We start from the raw sequence: 23,578 nt of genomic DNA, 5'->3' as shown, positions 1-23,578 counted from the left end.
CCCAGCTTGCAGAGTCGCCGCCAGTCTCTAGCTGGCCGATGGCGGCTGAGCGCTGCTGCCGGCGGAGGGTGCCGGTGCGGCATACCAGTTTTCCTTGCTGACCAGCACCGCCCCTTCGGGCTGGTTCTCAAAGTTGGGCGACATGATTTGCACGCCGAATTCGTTGAATACATCCAGAATCTGGCTGTGCAGTGCGGTTTTGACTGCGGGCGGCTTGGCATCCAGCGGCATGCGCGCTTCCAGCTCGTATTCGATGTAAAAATCCTGCAGATTCAGCTGGCGCACAATGGGTGCTTCGCTCTGGTTTAGCCCTGCGGTGCGCCGTGCCGCCAGTTCCAGCATGGCGTGGACCTGACGCCATGGCGTGTCGTAGCCGATGGTGATTTTGGTGGTCAGCGGCAGGCCGCGCTCGCCGGCCTGGCGGGTGTAATTGATGACTTTGCCACCGACCACGACCGAGTTGGGCAGGGTGACTTCATTGCCGTGGCGGGTGATGATCTTGGTCGACAAGGCTCCCAGTTCGCTGACAAAACCATCCACATCGCCCACCTGTACCAGATCGCCCGGTTTGAGCGCGCGCGAGTAGACCAGCACCAGCCCGCTCATGGCATGGGTCATGATGCCGGTCGAGCCCAGCGTCACCATCAGGCCGAAAAACACGCTGATGCCCTTGAAAGCATCGGAGTTGGAGCCGGGCAGATAGGGGTAGGCGGCCGTCAGGGCAAACAGCCACAGCGCCAGCGAAGTCAGGCGGCGGGTGGCGCCGACGGTTTCCTGATACAGGCCGGGCAGGCTTAGACGCTGGTTTTCTACCGCATTAAACAGTAAGCCCAGTCCGCGTATCGCCAGCCGGGTCAGCAGGAAAATCACCGTGACCTTGACCAGCCCGGGCACGGCGCTTAAGACGCTGTCGGCGATATTGGCCAGCAGGTCGAATAGCGACTGCCCCATTTGCTGGCCCCAGGGCCGGGTATAGGGGAAACGGGTCAGCACAAAACTCAGCCACAAGTGCACGAGCAGCAGCACGCCAACCAAGGCCGACAGATCGAGCAGGCGCTGTTCCAGCGTACGCAAAACGCCTTCAAAGTCCTGTTTGTCCTTCAGCCAGCGCCGCGCGCGTAGCGGACGCTTGAGCACGCGCTCGACCGCGCGCTGATGCAGGCGTTTAAGTCCCCATAGCGCGGTTGCCAGCGCCAGTGTTGCCGCCAGCGACAGCGCGGCGGCGCGCGCAATCTGCTCCGGCGAGCTTTGTTCGAGATAAGTCAGGCGCAGTGTATTCAGCCGCTGCTCGACTTGCTGGGCGGTAGATAAGAGATTAAGCCCGTCGGAAGGGTCGAGATCCGCCTCGATGATGGAGAACAGCGGTTTGCCGTGAATGATGAAGCGCAGTCCCGCTACACCATTGGCCGTAAACGGCGTGCTGAGCACCGGGCGTTGCAGATCGGCCGCATTGAGCGCGGTGATGCGCTGGTGTGCGCGTTCGGCTCTTTGTGCCGGGCTGACCTCGCCGAAATCGGCGCGAAAGGTAAACAGTGTCTGGTTGGCAATGGTCAGCGTCGCCGGCGTGGGGGCGGGGTCTGCCACGGCGGGCCAAGCGATGGCCGGCAGCAGTGTAAGAATCAGGCTGAGCAGTAATAACAGGCGGCGCATGGGCATGGTGTGCTCCCTTGATATGCATTAAACATGGCATATCGACCGCATATTTTCCGGCCTAACTGTGACCCAGTGCCCGTTTGGCCCGGTGTACTCCCCACCAGACCCCCAGTGCGACCAGTGGAATCGACAGCCCGGTGAGCAGTTCGGCATTGAGGTGCACGCCGGCGGCTTTCACCGCCTTGGTCGCATAGCCTATCAGGCCGACTGCGTAATAGGTGAGCACACCGACCGATAAACCTTCGACCGTCTGTTGCAGGCGCAGCTGCAATTCGGCGCGCTTGTCCATGCTGGCCAGCAGGGCCTTGTTCTGCTCTTCGTTCATCACCTCGACCCGGGTGCGCAGCAAGGCGGTTGCGCGTTGCAAACGGGCGGTCAGCCTGTCCTGACGCCGGCTGATAGTCAGGCAGGTATCCATGGCCGGCTCCAGACGGTGTGCCATAAATTCGCGGAACGGTTGCAAGCCGGGCAAGCGGCTTTCGCGCAACTCGCCTATGCGCCGCTCGACCAGCTGGTAATAGGCATGTGCCGCCGAAAAGCGGTACTGGCTTTGTGCAATCAGGTTTTCGGTCGCCGCCGAGAGCTGGCTGAGTTCGCCCAGCATGGTGGCGTCGTCGCTGTCGGGCTGGCTCATGCGTTCGGTAATGGCGCGCAAGGCAAGCCCCAGTTCGTCCAGCGTCTGCATTTGCGCCTTGGCCATCGGCAGCGCCAACAGCGCCAGCATGCGGTAAGCCTCGATTTCAAACAGCCTTTGCAGCATGCGTCCGCTTTGGCGCGGCCCCATCGCACGGTCTATCACCACCAGCCGCGAAAAACCGCCGGCCAGACGCGAGTCGGGATGCAGGCGCAAGTCGGTATAGGCCACCCCATTCCCGTCGCCGATTTCGGCACCGATCAGGCCATGACCATCGAACCAGCGCCCGGCGATGGCGCGCGGAGAGTCCGGCATCGCGGCACAGGCCGGCAAGAGCAGGGCATGAATGCCGACTAGCGCCAGCCCCGGCACGCTCTCAAGCCAGGCTTGGGGAATGGCATCCAGCGCGGTCGCCTCGAAATCCTGCGCGCCCTGACCGTATTGCACAAAGGTGTAGCGGGCAAACTCGGTATGCAGCGACCAGCGCAGCAGCAGGTCATTTTGTTCGGCGCGGTAATGGGCTTGGTGACGGGTAGGCGGGGGAAAGCCCAGCCGGCTGGTCAGTTGCTCCAGTGCTTCTTGCTGGCCGCCACTGTCGCGGTCAAAAAACAGCGTCAGTGTTGACAGCCGTGCCGGTGCCAGAATGGCCGCGGGCGGCCGGGCATGCGCTTCGTCATTCAGTGTCTGGCGTAGCGGGTGCGCAGGAATCTGGTCGGGCCGGTACTGGGCGTTCAAGAGGGTTTCCTTTGTGGATGGCAGATAGATGAAGACAGCTAGTCATATTGCATCGCAGGCCCGCACGCTGGCAAGCCAAGCCGGTTGCGCGATGCACGGCAGGATGCGGCATAAGGCAGGATGGTTTATGTTTTTTAGGAATAAAAGTATTTCACAACAGTCTTTCTGGAAATAAGGCTATCTGGGTATCCTGCTTGCAATCCGCACCGCCAAGGAAAACCCGATGAAACGTCTTGCCCTGAAAACGCTGACCGCCCTGTTGTTGTCGTCCGCCAGCATCCCGGCCTTTGCCGACGTGACTTTGCTCAACGTCTCTTACGACGTGATGCGCGACTTCTACAAGGACTACAACCCGGCTTTCCAGAAATACTGGAAAGCCAAGAATGGCGAGACGGTGACGCTGCAGCAGTCGCATGGCGGTTCGAGCAAGCAGGCGATGAGCGTGGTCAATGGCCTGCAAGCCGATGTGATCACCATGAATCAGGCACCAGACATCAATATTCTGGCCGAACGCGGCGCGCTGGTGCCCAAGGATTGGGCCAAACGTTTGGCTAATAACAGCGTGCCGTTTACTTCGGCGACGGTGATTCTGGTGCGCAAGGGCAACCCTAAAGCCATCCGCGACTGGAAAGATCTGGCTCGCCCGGGGGTGCAGGCCATTATTGCCAACCCCAAGACCTCGGGTAACGGCCGTTATGCTTATCTCGGCGCCTATGGCTGGGCCTTGAAGCAGCCCGGCGGCAATGACGCATCGGCCAAGGGCTTTGTCGGCAAGGTGTTTGGCAATGTACCGGTACTGGACACCGGCGGTCGTGCCGCTACCACCACCTTTATGCAGCGCCAGATCGGCGACGCGCTGGTGACCTTCGAGAACGAGGCGGAAATGATTGCGCGCGAATTCGGTCGCGGCAGTTTCGAGATTGTGTATCCAACCCTGACCGTGGCGGCCGAGAATCCGGTGGCGGTGGTGGACAAGGTGGTGGACAAGAAGGGCACGCGCAAGCAGGCCGAGGAATACCTCAAGTATCTGTGGAGTAACGAAGGCCAGACGCTGGCCGCACAGAACTATCTGCGTCCGCAAAACCCGCAGGTGCTGGCCAAGTTTGCCGGCCAGTTCCCACCGGTCAGAACCTTTACCGTGGACAAGGTATTCGGCGGCTGGGATGGCGTGATGAAGACCCACTTTGCCGACGGCGGTGTATTTGACCAGATTTATACCAAAAAATAAGGCTTAAGAATGGGATTAGGGACTAGGGATCAGGGATCAGGGACTCGGGAATGGGGCGCAGATCCCGGATCCCGGATCCCCAGTCCATGATGCCGGACACTGGATTTCGAATATGACTTTTCTTGCCAAACGTTACAGCGTCCTGCCCGGCTTTGGCCTGTCTCTAGGGTATGCCATCTTCTGGCTGGGGCTGATTGTGCTGCTGCCTTTAACGGCGCTGATCCTGACCTCGTCCCAGCTGGGCTTGCCCCTGTTCTGGGAGACGGTGAGTGCGCCGCGCGTGGTGGCCTCTTTGCAGCTGTCGTTCGGCACGGCGGCACTGGCGGCCTTAATCAATTGCGTGATGGGCTTCTTGGTCGCATGGGTGCTGGTGCGCTACCGCTTTCCCGGTAAGCGCTTTGTCGATGCCCTGGTCGACTTGCCCTTTGCCTTGCCGACGGCGGTGGCCGGCATCGCGCTGACCACCATTTATGCACCCAATGGCTGGCTGGGCCAGTATCTCGAACCGTGGGGCCTGAAAGTGGCGTTTACGCCGACCGGCATCGTGATTGCGCTGATTTTCGTCAGCCTGCCCTTTGTGGTGCGCACGGTGCAGCCGGTGCTGGAGGATCTGGAGGGCGAGCTGGAAGAGGCCGCCACCTGTCTGGGGGCCGGGCGTTGGCAGATTTTCCGGCGCGTGATTTTTCCTGCGGTGTTGCCAGCGCTGATGACCGGTACGGCCATGGCTTTTGCCCGGGCGACCGGCGAATTCGGCTCGGTGATCTTTATCGCCGGCAATATCCCGCTGGTGTCGGAAATTGCGCCGCTGATCATTATTTCCAAGCTGGAACAGTTCGATTTTCTTGGCGCAACCGCGGTCGCAGTAGTGATGCTGATGCTGTCCTTTAGCGTGCTGTTTGCGATCAATCTGCTGCAGTGGTGGACCAGTCGCCGCCACGGCATGAAGTGAGGTGAGTGATGGCGATGCAACACACGCTAACGACCGAGCGCGCCTGGGTGCGTTATGCCCTGACTACGCTGGCCCTGCTGTTTTTGCTGGTATTCCTCCTAGTGCCGCTGGTGTCGGTATTCTGGGAGGCGCTGGCCAAGGGCTGGGATCTGTATGCCGATGCCTTGGTCGAGTATGAGGCCTGGCAAGCGATCAAGCTGACGCTGATTGCTGCTGCCATTGCCGTGCCTTTGAACCTCGTGTTCGGCGTGGCGGCGGCATGGGCGATTGCCCGCTTCGAGTTTCGCGGCAAGAGCCTGCTGACCACGCTGATCGATCTGCCTTTTTCGGTGTCGCCGGTAGTGGCCGGCTTGATGTACATCCTGCTGTTCGGCAGCCATGGCTGGCTGGGCGGCTGGTTGTCCGAGCACAATATCCAGATCATTTTTGCCATTCCCGGCATTGTGTTGGCGACGGTGTTTGTGACCTTCCCCTTTGTGGCCCGCGAGCTGATTCCGCTGATGCAGGCGCAGGGGCAGGATGAGGAGCAGGCGGCCATCGTCTTGGGTGCATCGGGTTTTGCCGCGTTCTGGCATGTCACCCTGCCCAATATCAAGTGGGGTTTGTTGTATGGCGTGATCCTGACCAATGCCCGCGCCATGGGCGAGTTTGGCGCGGTGAGTGTGGTGTCCGGCCATATCCGTGGCGAGACCAATACCATCCCGCTGCATGTAGAGATTCTGTACAACGAATACAACTTTGTCGGTGCTTTTGCCTGCGCTTCCATCCTCGCCCTGCTGGCGTTGGTGACGCTGGCGGTCAAGACGCTGGTCGAGTGGCGCATGGAGCGCCAGCACGAAGCCTCGCTGGTCAGGACACAGCAGGCACGGGAAGCATTGGTGTAGTAGAGATGTAGGGAGTAGGGAATGGTGAGTAGGGAGTCACTCCCCACTCGCCATTCCCTACTCCCCCCCAAAATAAGGGACATAGTATGAGCATCGAAATCCGCAATATTGAAAAACGTTTCGGCAATTTTACTGCGCTGGATAAGGTCAGCCTTAAAGTCGAGTCGGGCGAGTTGTTGGCGCTACTGGGGCCGTCCGGTTGCGGCAAGACCACCTTGCTGCGCATTATTGCCGGGCTGGAAAAGCCCGATGCCGGCCAGGTCTTGTTTAGCGGTGCCGATAGCACGCATACCCATGTGGCCGAGCGTCAGGTCGGTTTCGTGTTCCAGCACTATGCGCTGTTCCGCCATATGACCGTATTCGACAATGTGGCTTTCGGCCTCTCGGTGCGGCCGCGCAAGCTGCGTCCTTCGCGCGAGGAAATCCGCGAACGGGTGATGAAATTGCTGAAAATGGTGCAGCTGGACTGGCTGGCGGATGCCTACCCGGCCCAGCTCTCCGGTGGCCAGCGCCAGCGTATCGCGCTGGCGCGCTCGCTGGCGGTCGAGCCTAGCGTCTTGCTGCTGGACGAGCCATTTGGCGCGCTGGATGCCAAGGTGCGCAAGGATTTGCGCCGCTGGTTGCGCGATCTGCATCATGAAATGCATATCACCAGCGTGTTTGTGACCCACGATCAGGAAGAAGCACTGGAGGTGTCGGACCGGGTAGTGGTGATGGATCACGGCCATATCGAGCAGATCGGCCGGCCGGACGATATTTATGAAAACCCGGCCACGCCTTTTGTGACCCGTTTTCTGGGCGACGTGAACCTGTTCCATGGCCGCGTCGATGGCGGCCACTTCACCCATGGCGATTTTGCCCATGCACTGGAAGCCGGCACGGTCGGTGGCGATCAGGCGGTGGCCTATGTCCGCCCGCATGATCTGGACATCAGCCGTGTGGCACAGGGTGCGCTGGCCGCCGGCAGCGTCGAGCATATCCATGCTGTCGGCCCGCTGGTACGTATCGAGGTGGTGCCGGACAGCGGCGAGGCGATCGAAGTGGCGTTGACCAAGGAGCGATACCGCGAACTGGGACTGATGCTGGGCGACAAGGTGTTTGTTGCGCCGAAGAAACTGTCGGTGTTTGTCGGCGCACAGGATTACGCGATCTGATCCTGGCCGGGCGCGGGCAGTAAAAAGGGCATCCCGGTGGGGACGCCCTTTTTTGTTTCAGCGTGCTGCCGGCTTGGCCTTATTGCAGGCGGAAAGCGCTGACATCCTGATTGAGCGCCTGAGACGAGTTGGCAATCTGAACCGCATTTTCGCTAATGTTTTGCATGGCGGCCGTGGTTTCCTCGCTCATTTGCGCCACTTGTTCCATATTGCGCGCAATCTCGCCGCTGACCGTGCGCTGCTCGTCTACCGAACTGGCGATGCCCTCCACATCGGCATTGGCCTGTTGCAGGATGCGGTCGTTTTGCTGGAACAGTTCGGCTACGCGGGCAGTGCATACGCGGCTGGTGTCCAGCGTGTTGACGCCTTGCTGCACGACGTCGGCCAGCGAGGCTGATTTTTCCCCCAGTTTGGCATTGAAGTGGTCGATTTCGGCGGCAGACTTGGCAGATTTTTCCGCCAGCTTGCGTACTTCATCGGCGACCACGGCGAAGCCGCGACCGGCTTCACCGGCGCGTGCCGCTTCGATGGCGGCATTCAGCGCCAACAGATTGGTCTGGTCGGCAATGTCGCGTACTTCCTGCGTCATCTTGCTAATGGCTTGGGTATTCTCGATAAAGTCCTGCGCCGAACTGGAGAGTTGGCCGATGACTTCCTGCATCGCGCCCATATCCTTTTCCAGCAGATGCATTTCGCCCAGCCCTTGCCGGCTGATGTTCAGGTTCTGCTGCGCTTTCTGGCGCAAGTCGCCGGCTGCATCCGCCACACTGGCAATGCTGACCGTCAGTTGCTCGACGGCGCTGGCGCTGGCGCTGGCCGCTTCCGATTGCTTGTTGCTGGCGATATGGACTTGTCCGGCGGCACTGGCCAGCTCTTCCACCATGCCGACTGCCGCATGGGTGCTGGTGCTGACTTGTTGCAGCGTGTGCGACAGGCGGGAGACGCTGCCATTGAGTGCGCCCAGCATATGGCCGATTTCATCATTGCGGCGGATGGGCGCGGTGCGGCTCAGATCGCCTTGTGCCAAGGCATCGGCCAGCGCGACCGCATCCGCGACCGGGCGGGTGATCGAGCGTGCCAGTACCATGCCGAGTATCAGGCTGGCCAGAATGGCCAGCCCGCTGCTGAGCGCGATAATCAGGATCGCATTATCGATATCGGCGAGTGCATCGCCGGTGTCTTCGCGGGTGGAGGCCATTTCCAGCTCGGCCAGCTCATGCAGCGCCTTTTGCCAGTCGCGGTTGATGGGGGCCATATCGAGCTTGACGATGGCCTCGGCTTCGGCGTAATGCCCCTCATTCGCCGCTTGCAGCAATTTTTGCGTGTATTGCTGGATCTGTTGCTGATATTGCCGGATGCGTTTTCCCAGCACGCGCTCCTGCTCCAGCGTCTCCGGATGATTCAGCATGGTCTCCAGTTTTTGTTCTTGCTGGGCATAAGCTTGTTGCACTTGCAGCAACTGCTCTTGTAGTGCCTGGGTCTCTGGGCCGGCCGGTGTGGACAGCAAGGTACGCAGGATGACGCGCTGCTCCAGCTGGTTTACCTGCATATTGGTGGCAAGGTTGAGGTTGACCTGATTGATTTCGCTGATGCTCAGCAGCTCATTGCGGACTTTGGACAGGCCAAGATAGGTACTGAAACCGGCGGCCACCATTAGCAGCGTAATCAGGGCAAAGCTGGCGTAGAGACGGGTCGATATTTTAAGGTTGGCGAGCAGCTTCATGAATGGGACTCTATATTATTTAAAGCGACTGGATGCATTTTATATGAGTGCATATTAAGACCTATGCGCATGGAGAGGGTTTGCGCCAAGTCAATAAGCGGAGGTTTGGCCGGAAAGGGAAGAAAGACAGGAGGGCGTTTAGCCGGCGTTACGCGCTTTTTGGTGTCTGGCTAACTGTGCCAGCGCTTGTGCCAGGCCCTGATGTGGCAGGCTTTGCGCCGCCTGTTCGAGGGCAGCAATACCTTGTTCGCCGATATGCAGCGCTTTGGGCTGGACGATGGTGCGGTATTGCGGCTCGATGCGCACCCGGGCGCGCTGGGCGATATAGCCCTGGCGTGCCAGCGTGGGCAGCAAGCTGGTGGCCAGCATGCGCAGGCGCGCGCCAACCATGCCATTGTCGGCAAATAGCACCAGCTCTTCTTCGCGGATGCGCACGGCGCGGCATTGACCCGCCAGCTCCGCCGGCAGCAGCTTCTGAAACGCGGCATCCAGCGCAAGCAAAGCGCCGGCCTCGGCGGTGAGCCGGGACAGGGCGTTATTTTGGCGGGCAAAATCCTGAAAGCGTTGGCTGCTCATACGGCGCAATGGATGATGTAAGGTGGGAAGGCTGCATTCTACTTGATCGCGCTGGTGTTTGTGGCATAGGGTCGCTGTGATCTTTGGCGCTCAGGTGTATTCCTTATGTGTCATTTTTATATTGATCCGGCCAAGACTTGATACATCGCAACCATGCCCCCATAACCCTTAGCTACGCATGTGCTAAACTCGACTGCATTTTTCCGGCCCGCTAGGCCCTGTGGATCACTCAATGATTTCGACGCTACTCAAGAAAGTTTTCGGCAGCCGTAATGACCGGCTGATCAAGCAGTATCGTCAGGAAGCAATGCGCATCAATGCCCTGGAAGAGGGAATGCGCGCGCTGTCTGACGATGCACTGGCGGGCAAAACCGCAGAATTCAGGCAGCGCCTGACTCAGGGCGAGACGCTGGACAAGCTCCTGCCCGAGGCATTTGCCGTGTGTCGCGAAGCCAGCCGCCGCGTGCTGGGCATGCGCCACTTCGACGTGCAGCTGATTGGCGGCATGGTGCTGCATGACGGCAATATCGCCGAGATGCGCACCGGTGAAGGCAAGACCCTGGTCGCGACCTTGCCGGTGTATCTGAATGCATTGACCGGCAACGGCGTACATGTGATCACGGTCAACGACTATCTGGCCAGCCGCGACGCAGCCATTATGGCCAAGCTGTACAACTTCCTCGGCATGAGCGTCGGGGTCAACCTTAGCCAGATGGCGCATGATGCCAAGCAGGCGGCTTACGCCTCGGACATCACCTACGGCACCAATAACGAATTCGGCTTCGACTACCTGCGCGACAATATGGTGTTTGCCACCAGCGAAAAAGTGCAGAAAAAACTGGCTTTTGCCGTCGTCGACGAGGTGGACTCCATCCTGATCGACGAGGCGCGTACGCCGCTGATTATCTCCGGCCCGGCCGAAGACAATATCGAAATGTATCGCCGCATGAATGCGGTGCCGCCCATGCTCAAGCGTCAGGAAGTGGAAGACGGCGAGGGCGACTACTGGGTGGACGAGAAGGCGCATTCGGTCATGCTGTCCGAAGCCGGCCATGTGCATTGCGAGGAAATCCTCGAGCAACTGGGCCTGCTGAAAGAGGGCGACAGCCTGTACTCGGCAGCCAATATCACGCTGATGCACCACCTGATGGCGGCGCTCAAGGGTTTTGCCCTGTTCCACAAGGATCAGCATTATGTGGTGCAGGATGGCGAAGTCGTCATCGTTGACGAGTTTACCGGCCGTCTGATGCCGGGCCGCCGCTGGAGCGAGGGCCTGCATCAGGCTGTCGAAGCCAAGGAAGGGGTCGAGGTCAACCGCGAAAACCAGACGCTGGCCTCGATTACTTTCCAGAACTACTTCCGCCTGTACAGCAAGCTGTCGGGCATGACCGGTACTGCCGACACCGAAGCCTATGAATTCCAGAGCATTTACGGTCTGGAAACGGTGGTCATTCCGACCAACAAGCCCATGGTGCGCAAGGATACGCAGGACAAGGTTTATCGCACCAATAAGGAAAAGTACGACGCGATCATCGCCGACATTCAGGATTGCGTGAAGCGCGGTCAGCCGGCACTGGTGGGCACCACCAGCATCGAAAACTCCGAGTTGATCGACACGCTGCTGACCAAGGCGGGCATTGCGCACAATGTGCTCAATGCCAAGGAGCATGCGCGCGAGGCCGATATCATCGTGCAGGCCGGTCGTGCCGGCATTATTACCGTGGCGACCAATATGGCCGGTCGCGGTACCGATATCGTGCTGGGCGGCAACCCCGAGCCGGAAATCAAGGCGATCGAGGCCGATGAGCGCCTGAGCAGCGATGAGAAAACGGCAAAAATCGCGGCGATCCGTGCCGAATGGCAGGTGCGCCACGACGCGGTACTGGCGGCCGGCGGTCTGCATATCATCGGGACCGAGCGCCATGAGTCGCGCCGTATCGACAACCAGTTGCGCGGCCGTTCCGGCCGTCAGGGTGATGCCGGCTCCAGCCGCTTCTATCTGAGCCTGGAAGACCCGCTGCTGCGCATCTTCGCCTCCGAGCGTGTTGGCGCCATTATGGAAAAGCTCAAGATGCCGGAAGGCGAAGCCATCGAGCATCCATGGGTGTCGCGCTCCATTGAAAACGCGCAGCGCAAGGTGGAAGGTCGCAACTTCGATATCCGCAAGCAGTTGCTGGAGTACGACGATGTTGCCAACGACCAGCGCAAGGTGATTTACGGCCAGCGCAATGAAATTCTGGAAGACGAAGATGTCTCCGCCATCGTCACCCATATGCGCGAAGGTGTGATTGCCGATCTGGTGGACCTGTATCTGCCGCCGGAATCGATGGAAGAGCAGTGGGACATCCCGGGTCTGGAAACCGCGCTGGAAGGCGAGTACCAGCTGCAGGCGCCGATTGCACAGTGGTTGCAGGCCGAGCCGGCATTGGATATTCCGCAGATTCGCGAGCGCGTGCTCAAGCTGGCCGAAGAAACCTATCTGGCCAAGGTCGAGCTGGCCGGTGACGGAGTAATGCGCCAGTTCGAGCGCTCTTTGGTGCTGCAGATGCTGGATAACCACTGGCGCGAGCATTTGGCGGCCATGGATCACCTGCGTCAGGGCATTCATCTGCGCGGTTACGCGCAGAAGAACCCCAAGCAAGAGTACAAGCGCGAGGCATTCGAGCTGTTCGCCGATATGCTGGAACGCATCAAGAAGAGTGTCGTTGGCGTGCTGATGACGGTACAGGTCAATGGCGCAGCCGATGCCGAAGCGATCGCCCCGCACGAAGTGGCCGGCATGTCGCTGACCCATAGCGAGCCGGGTTCGGCACTGGGTGAGGCCGGGGGTGAGAATCCGTACGCCCCCGAAGTGCTGGCGGCGCAGGGCATACGTATCGGGCGCAATGATCCTTGCCCATGCGGCTCCGGCCACAAGTACAAGCAGTGTCATGGCAAGCTGGCTTAAGCTGGCTTAGCACTCACAAGACCCGGCAGCGCCGGGTCTTTTTCTATCCGGCATACACGGTCATAAGGCCGGAAGCTTTGGTGTATGATAGACATAACATTCTATCTTAATTGGAACGATGAAAAATTCATGCCAAGACCTTGCTGACGATTGGTCTGCGGCTTTACCGCATAGCAGTGCGACCGTTGCGATCCGGGGCGAAGATGGGCGCTATCTGTCTTCGACACCGACCTTTTCCCGCCTGCTGGGACGCGATACGGTACAGGGGCTGACGGATCAGGATTGTTTCCCTTTAGAGGTGGCCAAACACTTGTCCATTCTCAATCACCGGGTCAGGCAGGAAGGGCAGTCCGCCTGCGAGTTTGAGCCGTCCTCCCGTCTGATGCTGGTCGAGTTTCCCCTGTCGGATGACAGCCGTCGCCATGCCGTACTCAGTGGCGTCGTGGTGGTCGAGGAGCCGCGCGCGGCACAGGACTTGCGCCAGGCCTTGCAGAATGCCGAGTCAAATAACCGCGAGTTGCAGCAGAATCTTGCCGATCTGGAGAGCATTGCCGCCACCGACCGTTTAACCGGTACCCGTAACCGCCATTTTCTTGAACGCCATATCCCTAACGAGATTGCCCGTGCCGAGCAGCAAGGGGGGCCGCTCTCGGTGCTGATGATCGATGTGGATCATTTCAAGAGCATTAATGATGCGCATGGCCATGCCTGTGGCGACGAGGTGCTATGCGAGCTGGCCGAGCGGCTACGCGGTGCACTGCGGGCCAGTGATGTGCTGGTGCGCTGGGGGGGCGAGGAGTTTCTGGTGCTGTGTCCGGACACGCCACAAGCGGCGGCCGCCCGTCTGGCCGAGCGCTTGCGTCTTGCCGTCGCGACCTTGCTGTTTTCCCGCAGCCTGCAAGTCACGATCAGCCTGGGGCTCGCGGCCAGACAGGCCGGCGAGTCTTGGCAACCCTGGTTTGAGCGTGCTGACGCAGCCTTGTATCGCGCCAAAGCAGGCGGCCGCAACCGGGTGGAGCAGGCCAGTTTTGACGAGAAAGAGAGCGATGCTTTTTCCAGCGTCGGGTTTTTGCAACTGAGCTGGCGCAGGGCTTATGAAAGCGGGCATGACGGCATCGATGCCGAGCATCAGACACTATTTGCCATCAGCAATCAGTTGCTGGATGCGGTCTTGCAGATGCGCTCGCGCGAATCGATAGCCGAACTGATTGCCCGGTTATTGGCCGATGTCAGCCAGCACTTCCAGCATGAAGAAGCTGTCATGCACGCAGCCGGCTATCCGCAGGCAGAACAGCATGCCGCCATACACGCGGGCTTGCTGGCGCAGGCATATGCGCTGTGCAGCCGTTTCGAGCAGGGCGAAGCCAGCATAGGCGAGCTATTCCAGTTTCTGGCGCACGAGGTGATTGCCCGCCATATGCTGCGCGAAGACCGGCTTTTCTTCCCTTATCTGAACGGCGCGCACGCTTAGGCATTCAAGGCCGACTGAAGATGAAGTGCGGGGGCAGGGCTGCTTCTGGTAACCTAGATGCCAATAAAATTTATTTCTCGGCATGATGACTATGACTACCAGCGATACGCATATCTACCTTGCGTCGGGCAGCCCGCGCCGGCGTGAACTGTTGCAGCAACTGGGCGTGGCTTTTGAACGCATCCATGCCGACATCGACGAGTCGGTTTTACCGGGTGAAGAGGCCATTGCCTATACCGAACGCCTGGCGGCAGCCAAGGCGGCGGCCGGTTGGGCGGTAGTGCAAAGCTGTGGTCTGCCTTCGCGCCCGCTGCTGTCGGCCGATACCACGGTGGTGCAGGATGGCGAGATTTTCGGCAAGCCGGTAGATGCCGCCGACGCTGCGCGCATGTTGCGCGCCTTCTCCGGACGCAGCCACCAGGTGGTGACCAGTGTGGCCATTCGTCAGGATGACACGCTGAGCGTGGCGACTTGTGTCACCGAGGTAAGCTTTCGCCCGCTGAGCGATGCCGATATCGAACGCTATATCGCCAGTGGCGAGCCGTTCGACAAGGCCGGCGCTTACGGCATTCAGGGGCATGCGGCGGTATTCGTGTCCCGCATCGATGGCAGCTTTACCGGTGTCATGGGTCTGCCCCTGTTCGAAACGGCGGCCTTGCTGGCTGAATTCGGCTTCACTTTTCCTTGAGGTCGGTTGCCATGCTGCATCAGTCCATTACTTTGCCGCGCGATATCGTACGGCCGCAGGAACAGATTCTCGTCAATATTACGCCGCAGGAAACGCGGGTGGCCGTACTGGAAGACTCGGTGGTGCAGGAGCTGCATATCGAGCGCGCAGCCAGCCGCGGCATCGTCGGCAATATCTATCTGGGTCAGGTCAAACGTGTCTTGCCCGGCATGCAAAGCGCCTTTATCGAAATCGGACTGGAGCGCGCCGCCTTCCTGCATATCGCCGATGTGCTTGAGCAGCGCCAGCATCCGGCCGAGCCGCAACGCATCGAGAAGATGCTGTTTGAAGGGCAGACGGTGTTGGTGCAGGTGATCAAGGACCCGATCAATACCAAGGGTGCCCGCCTGTCCACGCAGATTTCGCTGGCCGGGCGCTTTCTGGTGCACCTGCCGCAGGACGAGCATATCGGCATCTCGCAGAAAATCGAGAGCGAGGCCGAACGCCACAGTCTGAAGGCGCGCATGGAGAACCTGGTGCCCGCCGGCTCGCCGCACGGTTATATCGTGCGTACCAGTGCCGAGGGCGCGAGCAACGCAGAGCTGGCGGCCGATATCGAATATCTGTCCAAGCTGTGGGCCGATATCCGCCACAAGTCGCAAAATCTGCCGGCACAGAGCTGCCTGTATGAGGACTTGCCGCTGGCGGTACGGGTGCTGAGGGATATGGTCAGCGACCAGACCAGCAAGATTATTGTCGATTCGACCGAAAACTATGAGCGCATGGTCGAGTTTGCCGAGCAGTATGTGCAGTCGGCGGTAGACAAGATCGAGCGCTATAGCGGCAACCGTCCGCTGTTCGAGCTGCATGGTATCGAGGCCGAAATCGAGCGCGCCCTGGCGCGCCGGGTCAACCTCAAGTTTGGCGGTTATCTGATTGTCGACCAGACCGAGGCGATGACCACCATAGACCTGAATACCGGCGGCTTCGTCGGCACGCGCAATTTTGACGAAACCATCTTCAAGACCAATATGGAGGCAACCCACGCCATTGCGCGCCAGCTGCGGCTGCGCAATATGGGGGGCATCATCATTGTCGATTTCATCGATATGGATAGTGACGAGCATAAGCAGGCGGTGCTGTCCGAGCTGGCCAAGGCCATGGCGCGTGACCGTACCCGCGTGACGCTGAATGGTTTTACCAGTCTTGGACTGGTCGAGATTACCCGCAAGCGCACGCGCGAGAGTCTGTCGCACATCTTGTGCGAGCCGTGCCCGACTTGTCAGGGGCGTGGCCAGATCAAGACGGCACAGACGGTATGTTATGAAATCCAGCGTGAAATCGTGCGCGAGGCGCGCAAGTTCGATGCCAAGGGTTTCCGTATTCTGGGCTCGCAGCCGGTGATCGATATGTTCCTCGACGAAGAGTCGCAGAGCCTGGCCATGTTGATCGATTTTATCGGCAAGCCGGTGTCGCTGTCGGTGGAAAGCACGTATACGCAGGAACAATTCGACGTCGTGCTGATGTAAGCCGCAATAGTCTTGTGGTGACGTAAAAAGGTTAGTTTATGAATGATGTACAGGTTGACGCCTTGTGGCGCGCCATTCTGGATGAAACGGCACTGGCTGCGCGCGACGAGCCGCTGCTGGCCAGTTTTCTGCATATGACGGTATTGCGCCATGCCTCGCTGGAAGATGTTCTGGCTTTTCATTTGTCGAGCAAGCTGGCCAGTCCGGTGATGGATGCGCGGGCGCTGATGGAGCTGTTTCACGAGGCACTGCGGGCCGACAGCAGTATCAGCCAGGCCATGCGCGCGGATATCACGGCCTGTTTCGAGCGCGATCCGGCTTGTGACAGCTATTCGACCCCCTTGCTCTACTTCAAGGGTTTTCACGCCATCCAGAGCCAGCGCGTCACGCACTGGTTATGGCAGCAGGGGCGCAAGACCATGGCCTATTTCCTGCAGAACCGCATTTCCGAAGTGCTGGGTGCCGATATTCATCCTGCGGCCCGCATCGGTCATGGCGTGATGCTGGATCACGGCACCGGCGTGGTGGTCGGTGAAACTGCGGTGATCGGCAACAATGTCTCGATGCTGCATGGTGTCACATTGGGGGGCTCGGGCAAGGAGCGTGGCGACCGCCACCCCAAAATTGGCAACGGCGTGATGATAGGTGCCGGTGCAGCCATTCTGGGCAATATCCATGTCGGCGAGTGCGCCAAGGTTGGTGCCGGCAGTGTGGTGCTGGAAGACGTGGCGGCTCACACCACGGTGGCCGGCGTGCCGGCGCGGGTCGTGGCGCAGGCGACGGTCGGCATGCCGTCGCTGGATATGGACCAGAAGGTTTGAACATGTTGCATGTGGTGGCGGGTAGTTATGCGGCAGATTGTCTGCAGGCTTTGCTTGCCGACGGGCAGCTGGCGGGCACGGTGCTGGACTGGCCGGATGAGCTGAGTAATGGCCCGCTGGCCGACGCCGATCAGATCGATCCGCAGCTGCGCACCGCGCACTGGCAGCGCCTGTTGCGCGCCTATCAGCCGCCGCAGCCGGACTGGGACGAAGCCTGGCAGCGTCAGCGTGCCGGCGCATGCCGAAGCTTGCTGCAAGCGTGGGAGCAGACCATGCCCTTGACCTTGTGGCTGGGAAACCACGCCGGCGACGCGCTGCTACTACGCATGCTGGCGGCCCAGTGTCCGGAGCACAGTGCATTATGGGTGATCGACATTAGCCGGCATCTGGACACCCCGCGTCCGGGTTTGTGGGCGGTCGGCATGTATTCGGCGGCAGAATTAGCGCCCTTGGCCGGTCAGGCCCGCCTGCTGTCACGGGCCGAGCGCCAGACGCTGGCAGCAGAGTGGGCATACTGGCAGGGGGCCGGAGACTGCGTGCGTGAAGTGCAGGCGGGCAGCTTGCACCGCCGTGCGCTGTCTTGCTACGACAAGGTACTGCTGGATGGGCTGGCGGCACATGGCAGCGTCAGTGCTGCGCGTCTGGTGGGCGAGAGTATGGGGCGGATAGACCATACCTTCGTCAGCGATATTTTCTTGTTCTGGCGCGTGCTGACCTTGGCCGAGGCCGGTGCCTTGCGCCTGCTGAACCGGGCCGGGCAACCTTTGCTGCTGGCCGCTATCTAGACGGTAGCGACAATCTATTTCCCTTTGTTAATGCGAATAACTATCATCTTCTGTATTCACTCAGCGGATGACTGCCATGACCAAAACCCTGACGTTTGCCGTCTGCCACTTTAGCGTGGCCTTTGCCGTCAGCTATGCGCTGACCGGCAGTCTGGCGATTTCCGGTGCCATGGCCTTGGCCGAGCCGCTGGCCAATACGGTGACCTATCATTTTCATGACAAGATCTGGGACAAGGTCATGGCACGCGCGCCGGTGCGTCATTTGGCGCTGGTTAAAACAGCGACGTTTGCCGCCTGCCATTTCGTGCTTGCCTTTACCCTGGCATGGTTGCTGACCGGCAGTATTGCCCTGGCCGGTTTGCTGGCGCTGGTTGAGCCATTGGTGAATACGGTAGCCTACTTTGTGCATGAGCAAGTCTGGCAGCTGGTACGCGCTGCCAAGCCGGCACCGGTCAAGCCGTCGCCACCGCTTCCTCTTTGCTAAATTATTCTCAAGGCCGCGCAGCGGCCTTTTTTATTGCCGGCACGTAGAGTCTGTACTCTTCTATTGCCGGCTATTTTCTTGATTGCCCCGTATTAAAGTGGGTTTTCAGGCCTTTTTGTACAAATTCCCCGTTTTTACAAAGCCATAGCGATACATTTATCTTAATTTTTTCATGATTTATGAAAAGAGGCGTAAAGCGATGGCATGTCGTGCCCTTGCTGTAAAAACAAAGGTTTCCATGGGTTTTATGCCGTGCTTTCCCGTTAATGACATTGGGAAAACATCTTAGAAAACAGTAATATTACTTTGCACAAACGTATAGGTGGCATTAGAATCCGCCGTTCCAAAATATCAGCTATGGCTGATGACCGGTTGCCGCGCCCCGCGTCGCCCATACGCCTCTTGCTTTGCGTGGTACCGGTGTAACCTATCCATCTAAGAGATTTTTATGAGCAAAATGAATAAGGCCGTCAGCGTTCTTATCGCCGGCACCTGTATCAACCTCACCATCGGCGTGCTGTATGCGTGGAGTGTGATCAAGAAGGGTCTGGTCGCTGACTGGGGTTGGAGCAACACCGAAGCGTCGATGCCGTATAACGTCGCCATCGTGGTATGGGCGATTGCCCTGCTGGCTGCCGGCGTGATGCAGGACCGTATCGGGCCGAAAAAAGTCATCACGCTGGGCGTGGTGCTGGTCGGTCTGGGCATGATTCTGTCCAGCTTCGTGCCGCAAGACTCGGTGATCGGTCTGACCATCGCCTTCGGCGGTATCGTCGGCACCGGTATCGGCTTTGCCTACGCTTGCGTGACGCCTGCCGCGATGAAGTGGTTCCATTCGTCCAAAAAGGGCATGGTTTCCGGTATCACCGTCGGTGGTTTTGGTCTGGCTGCCGTTTATCTGGCACCGCTGTGCACCCATTTGATCGAAGCCTACGGCATTTCCAAGTCGTTCATGATTCTGGGCTCTGCCGTGCTGCTGATCGCGCTGCCGCTGACCCGTCTGATCTCCAACCCGCCTGAAGGTTATACCCCTGCCGCACCGGCACTGGCAGACGGCGCGGTTGCACCTAAGGTGTCCGAGCACAACCTGACCTGGCGCGAGATGATCAAGACCCGTCAGTTCTACTTCCTGTGGATCATGTTCGTGTTCTCGTCCTCCGCTGGCGTGATGATCATCGGTAACCTGGCATCGATCGCGACCGACCAGGCAGGCATTCTGAACCCGGCTTACCTGGTATCCATCCTGGCGATTGCTAACGCATCCGGCCGTGTGGGTGGCGGCATGCTGTCCGACAAGATCGGCCGTACCAATACCATGCTGCTGGCCTTTGCCGTTCAGGCTGCCAATATGCTGGCTTTTGCCACCTATCAGGATGCATCCATGATTCTGGTCGGTACCGTGGTAGCCGGTCTGGCTTATGGTTCGCTGATGTCGGTGTTCCCGTCGACCACGGCTGACTTCTACGGCTTGAAGAACTACGGCGCCAACTACGGCGTGCTGTACACCGCCTGGGGTGTGTCCGGCTTTGTCGGCCCGCTGCTGGCCGGCCTCGCCGTCGACATGACCGGCACCTACAGTGCCGCGTACATGATCTCGGCAGCCCTGCTGGGTGTGGCCATTGTTCTGGGCTTTATGACCAAGCCGGTTAAGGTTGCACCGGCGGTTGAAGCCAAAGCAGCTTAAAGCTTGCTTTAAACGATAAAAAAGGCCGACCCCAAAGGGTCGGCCTTTTTTGCGTCTGCCGTGGCTTAATCGTATCAGCTGCGGCTGGCGGGCTTTAGTACATGGCCTTCGACCAGTACATTATGCGTGCCATTGGACAGCCACATCTGGCCGTCCTGTATGGTGGCGGACAACTGCATGCTGCGCTCGGCCATGGCGGCAAGTTCGGTCAGCGTGTCCGGTGCGATTGCAACCACGGTCAGGTTGTCGAAGCGGCCGGCCTTGCTTTCCAGCTGCGGCCACCAGATTTCAGCCGAGCGTGCGCCATAGCAATAAATCCAGACCGCATCGGCGCGGCCGCAGGCCTTGCGCACGCGCTTCTCGTCCGGCTCGCCCAACTCCAGCCATAGTTCGATCTCGTCCGAGTAGTTCTTCTGCCAGATATCCGGCTCATCGTCGGCACTGATACCCTTGGTAAAGCTCAGCATTTCACTGGCGTGCAGTGCGAATACCGCAATACGCAGCATCATGCGTTCCAGCGTTTCCGATGGATGGCAGGCGAGGGTCAGGTTGTGGCTGGCATAGTAGCCGCGATCCATGTCGGAGACATCGATATCGGCCTTGTAGATGGTGGACTTGAGGGCCATGGGTACGGCTTTCGGGCAAAGGGGCGAGTTTACCTGTTTCCATTTCCCTTTGCCCTGCTGTTGCCGCGCCCATGGCGGCGGCGAAGTAGTTAGCCGCTATTGCGCAAACCGGCGGCGACGCCGTTGATGGTCAGATGAATGGCCGCCAGTGCTTCCTCGTCATCCGGGTTCTCGCGCAGGCGGCGCAGCAATTCGACCTGCAGCGCGCCCATCGCATCCAGATACGGCAGACGGGTGTCCAGGCTGCGCGCCAGCGTCGGGTTGTGCTGCAACAGACGCTGGTTACCGGTGATGGTGTAAAGCGCATCTACACAGCGCTGCCATTCGCTAGAGATGGTGGCAAACAGCGAGGCCGACAGCGTCTTGTCGCTGACCAGACCGGCATAACGCTGTGCCAGCTCCAGGTCGACCTTGGCCAGTACCTGCTCCATGTTTTCCAGTGCCATCCGCAGGAAGGGCGAGCTCTGGTATAGCGCTTGCAGCTGGCTGATGCCGCTGTCGCCATGGCGCTCGATAAAGGCGGCAACGGCCGAACCGACGCCATACCAGCCCGGCAGCATCACCCGCGACTGCGACCAGGAGAACACCCATGGAATGGCGCGCAGATCCTGAATGGAAGTCAGGCTCTTGCGCGAGGCCGGGCGGCTGCCGATATTGAGCTTGGCAATCGCGCGTACCGGGGTGGCTTCTAGGAAATACTGCATAAAGCCCGGTGTTTCCACCAGCGCACGGTAGGCGGCATAGGCGTGATCCGACAGCTCGGACAGGATGCTGCTGTCGGCTTCATGGCTGTGGCTGCCGGCCAGCGTGGCTTCCAGCGTGGCGGCGACCAGGGCCTCGAGATTGCGTACTGCCAGATCCGGATCGGAGAATTTGGAGGTGATGACCTCGCCCTGCTCGGTGATGCGGATGTGGCCGGCGACCGACCCTGCCGGTTGTGCCATGATGGCCTCGTAGCTGGGGCCGCCACCGCGCCCGACCGAGCCGCCGCGGCCATGAAACAGCTGCAGCTTGACCCCGGCGGCGGCGAAGACCTTCACCAATCGCGATTCGGCCTGATACAGCTCCCACTGGCTGGTCAGATAGCCGCCATCCTTATTGCTGTCCGAGTAACCCAGCATCACCTCTTGCAGCATGCCGCGGCTCACCAGCAGCTGGCGATACCATGGCAAGTCGAATAGTGCCTGCATGATGGCGGCACCGGCGCGCAAGTCGCCTATGGTTTCGAATAGCGGCACGATGTTGACGCTGCCCACCGGCTGGCCATCGACAATGCGCAGCAGGCCGGTTTCCTTCATCAGCAGGGCCAGTGCCAGTAAATCGCTGACGGCGGCGCAGTTGGAGATGATGCACTGGGTAATGGCGCCATCGCCCAGCGCCGCCTTGATGCGTGCCGCTTCGCGGAAGATGGCCAGCTCTTTTTGCGCCTCGGCACCATAGGCGAGATAGGGGCTATACAGCGGGCGCGGCGTTGCCAGCTCGCGGCGCAGAACGCGCACCCGGGCGGCCTCGTCCAGCGCCAGATACTCTTCCAGCCCGGCATGCGAGAACAGCTCGGCCACGACCGATGCATGGATGCCGGCATGCTGGCGCAGGTCCAGCGGCATCAGGTAAAAGCCGAATACATCCAGCGCACGCTTCAGGCGCAGCAGGCGCCCGCCGGCCAGAATGGCGCTGCCATTGGCGGCGAGTGAAGCGGCGATCTGTTCCAGATCATCGATCACGGCCTGGGCATGGGCATAGGGTTCGCCTGCGCTCCAGCGTCCGCGTTTGCTGACGCCCAGCGCCGCAGCCGTAGCCGACAGGCGCGCTTCGATATGAGCCAGCGCGAGACGGTATGGCTCTTCGGCGCGACTGGTTTCGGTGTCCGGCGACAGGGCGGCCAGCGCCGCGACCTCGTCGCTGACTTTAACCAGCCGGCTGGACAGCGACAGTTCGCGGTACAGGCCGGACAGCTCGTAGAAATAGTGGGTAAAGGCGGTTTCGGCCTGACGGGTGCTGGCATAACGCAAGACTTTGGCATCGACATTGGGGTTGCCGTCGCGGTCGCCGCCTATCCAGCTGCCTATGCGCAAGAAAGAAGGCAGCTTGGGGCGCTCGCCCCAATGTTGCTGAATACCGCGCCCGAGCATGTCGTAGATGCGCGGCAGGGCAGTAAAGAAGGACAGCGGGTGATAGGCGACACCGTTTTCGATTTCATCGGCAACCGATAGCTTGAAATGGCGGATTTCCGAGGTCTGCCACAGGGTCAGGATCACGCGGCGCAAGCGCAGTTCGAGATCGATCTCGTCATCCGGTGTGACGTCAGGGTAGTGCAGACAGGCAAGGAAACGGCGCACGGCACGATGACCATCCAGCACGCTCTGGCGTTGTACTTCGGTCGGGTGGGCAGTCAATACCGCCGTTACATTGGCATCGGCCAGCATGCCGGTCAGCCGTCCCAGGCTGACGCCTTCTTGTTGCAGGTGCGACAGCGCGCGTGCCAGGCTGCCTTGCTGCGGTGCCGAGCCGGCCTGGCGGTGGGCACGGCGGCGGCGGGTGTGATGCAGGTCTTCGGCAATATTGAATAGCTGGGCATACAGGCCGCAAGCCCGCACCAAGGCCGTGGTCGCTTGCGGCGACAAGCGCTCCAGCATGGCCAGTGTACGGTTGTCATGGCTATGGTGAGCCAGCGGGATGGCCTGCATTTCGTGATAAACCTCGTCACCGGCCTGCTCGCGCAGTACCTCGCCCAATAGCCGGTCCAGTCGTGCCAGATCGGCCTTGAGCGGAAGGTCCTTGTCTTGTTCTTGTGTCATCGCGTGTCTACCCGTTTTGATGAAGTGCGTGTGTGCCGGCATGCGCGTGCCGGCCTAGTCTTGCCTGATCTTGCCGCAAGCATGGGGTATTTGACCAGTGCCGGTTGCAAGCTTGCCGTATTGAAATGCTCATTATGTGGACGGTGTGCCGGGCTTGCCACAAGGGGGGCGGCGGGCTTTGTCCGGGCAGGCGAAGCCGTGGCTCATGTTAGAATCGGCGCAGACTTATT

Annotated in this window: 18 protein-coding genes; 12 read left to right on the top strand and 6 right to left on the bottom strand. The window is 59.9% G+C overall.

Annotated features, from left to right (window positions below):
• Positions 1–27: 27 nt before the first annotated feature.
• Together M3P88_RS08535 and M3P88_RS08530 are read right to left on the bottom strand one after the other, a co-directional pair.
• A complete protein-coding gene (locus M3P88_RS08535; protein ID WP_249615628.1) occupies positions 28–1,656 on the bottom strand; it encodes a mechanosensitive ion channel family protein in 1,629 nt (542 codons plus the stop codon).
• A 55-nt stretch (positions 1,657–1,711) separates the two neighbouring features.
• Positions 1,712–3,022: a DUF3422 family protein gene (locus M3P88_RS08530; RefSeq protein WP_249615627.1), complete on the bottom strand. Its 1,311-nt coding sequence runs from the start codon at positions 3,020–3,022 to the stop codon at positions 1,712–1,714.
• Positions 3,023–3,245: 223 nt separating this feature from the next.
• Between M3P88_RS08530 and M3P88_RS08525 the strand changes: the two genes are divergently transcribed.
• The 4 genes from M3P88_RS08525 (at position 3,246) to M3P88_RS08510 (ending at position 7,237) form a co-directional block, all read left to right on the top strand.
• Positions 3,246–4,250, top strand: coding sequence for a sulfate ABC transporter substrate-binding protein (locus tag M3P88_RS08525; RefSeq protein ID WP_249615626.1), 1,005 nt, complete (start codon positions 3,246–3,248; stop codon positions 4,248–4,250).
• 112 nt (positions 4,251–4,362) lie between these two features.
• On the top strand, positions 4,363–5,199 hold the full coding sequence (cysT, locus tag M3P88_RS08520; protein WP_249615625.1) for a sulfate ABC transporter permease subunit CysT: 837 nt from the start codon (positions 4,363–4,365) through the stop codon (positions 5,197–5,199).
• Between the two features lie 8 nt (positions 5,200–5,207).
• Positions 5,208–6,083 carry a sulfate ABC transporter permease subunit CysW gene (gene cysW, locus M3P88_RS08515; RefSeq protein WP_502798949.1) on the top strand — a complete coding sequence of 292 codons (876 nt, stop codon included), beginning with the start codon at positions 5,208–5,210 and terminating at the stop codon, positions 6,081–6,083.
• A gap of 86 nt (positions 6,084–6,169) precedes the next feature.
• The gene (locus tag M3P88_RS08510; RefSeq protein WP_249615624.1) at positions 6,170–7,237 is read left to right on the top strand and encodes a sulfate/molybdate ABC transporter ATP-binding protein; all 1,068 of its coding nucleotides are present in this window, start codon (positions 6,170–6,172) and stop codon (positions 7,235–7,237) included.
• A gap of 79 nt (positions 7,238–7,316) precedes the next feature.
• Here the strand turns inward: M3P88_RS08510 and M3P88_RS08505 are convergent, their stop codons facing one another.
• Entirely contained in the window at positions 7,317–8,960 is a 1,644-nt protein-coding gene (locus M3P88_RS08505) for a methyl-accepting chemotaxis protein (RefSeq protein WP_249615623.1), read from the bottom strand.
• 138 nt (positions 8,961–9,098) lie between these two features.
• Positions 9,099–9,536 (bottom strand): DciA family protein, encoded by a 438-nt coding sequence (locus M3P88_RS08500; RefSeq protein ID WP_249615622.1) that lies wholly within the window; start codon positions 9,534–9,536, stop codon positions 9,099–9,101.
• Positions 9,537–9,768: 232 nt separating this feature from the next.
• On the opposite strand from M3P88_RS08500, the gene secA reads away from it, so the two are divergent.
• The 8 genes from secA (at position 9,769) to M3P88_RS08455 (ending at position 19,924) form a co-directional block, all read left to right on the top strand.
• A complete protein-coding gene (gene secA / locus M3P88_RS08495; protein WP_249615621.1) occupies positions 9,769–12,483 on the top strand; it encodes a preprotein translocase subunit SecA in 2,715 nt (904 codons plus the stop codon).
• Between the two features lie 118 nt (positions 12,484–12,601).
• Complete coding sequence (locus tag M3P88_RS08490) at positions 12,602–13,954, top strand: bacteriohemerythrin (protein WP_249615620.1); 1,353 nt, start codon at positions 12,602–12,604, stop codon at positions 13,952–13,954.
• A 91-nt stretch (positions 13,955–14,045) separates the two neighbouring features.
• Positions 14,046–14,642: a Maf family protein gene (locus M3P88_RS08485; protein WP_249615619.1), complete on the top strand. Its 597-nt coding sequence runs from the start codon at positions 14,046–14,048 to the stop codon at positions 14,640–14,642.
• A gap of 11 nt (positions 14,643–14,653) precedes the next feature.
• Positions 14,654–16,150, top strand: coding sequence for a ribonuclease G (rng, locus tag M3P88_RS08480; RefSeq protein WP_249615618.1), 1,497 nt, complete (start codon positions 14,654–14,656; stop codon positions 16,148–16,150).
• Between the two features lie 38 nt (positions 16,151–16,188).
• Positions 16,189–16,971 carry a serine O-acetyltransferase gene (cysE, locus tag M3P88_RS08475; RefSeq protein WP_249615617.1) on the top strand — a complete coding sequence of 261 codons (783 nt, stop codon included), beginning with the start codon at positions 16,189–16,191 and terminating at the stop codon, positions 16,969–16,971.
• Between the two features lie 2 nt (positions 16,972–16,973).
• Entirely contained in the window at positions 16,974–17,756 is a 783-nt protein-coding gene (locus tag M3P88_RS08470; protein WP_249615759.1) for a DUF3658 domain-containing protein, read from the top strand.
• Positions 17,757–17,832: 76 nt separating this feature from the next.
• Positions 17,833–18,240, top strand: coding sequence for a DUF2061 domain-containing protein (locus M3P88_RS16080; RefSeq protein WP_502798948.1), 408 nt, complete (start codon positions 17,833–17,835; stop codon positions 18,238–18,240).
• A 448-nt stretch (positions 18,241–18,688) separates the two neighbouring features.
• Positions 18,689–19,924: an L-lactate MFS transporter gene (locus tag M3P88_RS08455; RefSeq protein ID WP_249615616.1), complete on the top strand. Its 1,236-nt coding sequence runs from the start codon at positions 18,689–18,691 to the stop codon at positions 19,922–19,924.
• Positions 19,925–19,998: 74 nt separating this feature from the next.
• Here the strand turns inward: M3P88_RS08455 and M3P88_RS08450 are convergent, their stop codons facing one another.
• Positions 19,999–20,550, bottom strand: a complete 552-nt coding sequence (locus M3P88_RS08450; protein ID WP_249615615.1) for a YaeQ family protein — start codon at positions 20,548–20,550, stop codon at positions 19,999–20,001.
• A gap of 89 nt (positions 20,551–20,639) precedes the next feature.
• Positions 20,640–23,348 carry a phosphoenolpyruvate carboxylase gene (ppc, locus tag M3P88_RS08445; protein ID WP_249615614.1) on the bottom strand — a complete coding sequence of 903 codons (2,709 nt, stop codon included), beginning with the start codon at positions 23,346–23,348 and terminating at the stop codon, positions 20,640–20,642.
• Positions 23,349–23,578 lie beyond the last annotated feature (230 nt).

Origin of the sequence: Craterilacuibacter sp. RT1T, from assembly GCF_023502145.1 — a bacterium.
In the GTDB taxonomy this organism is placed as follows: domain Bacteria; phylum Pseudomonadota; class Gammaproteobacteria; order Burkholderiales; family Chromobacteriaceae; genus Craterilacuibacter.
This window is presented reverse-complemented; position numbering and strand designations above follow the sequence as displayed.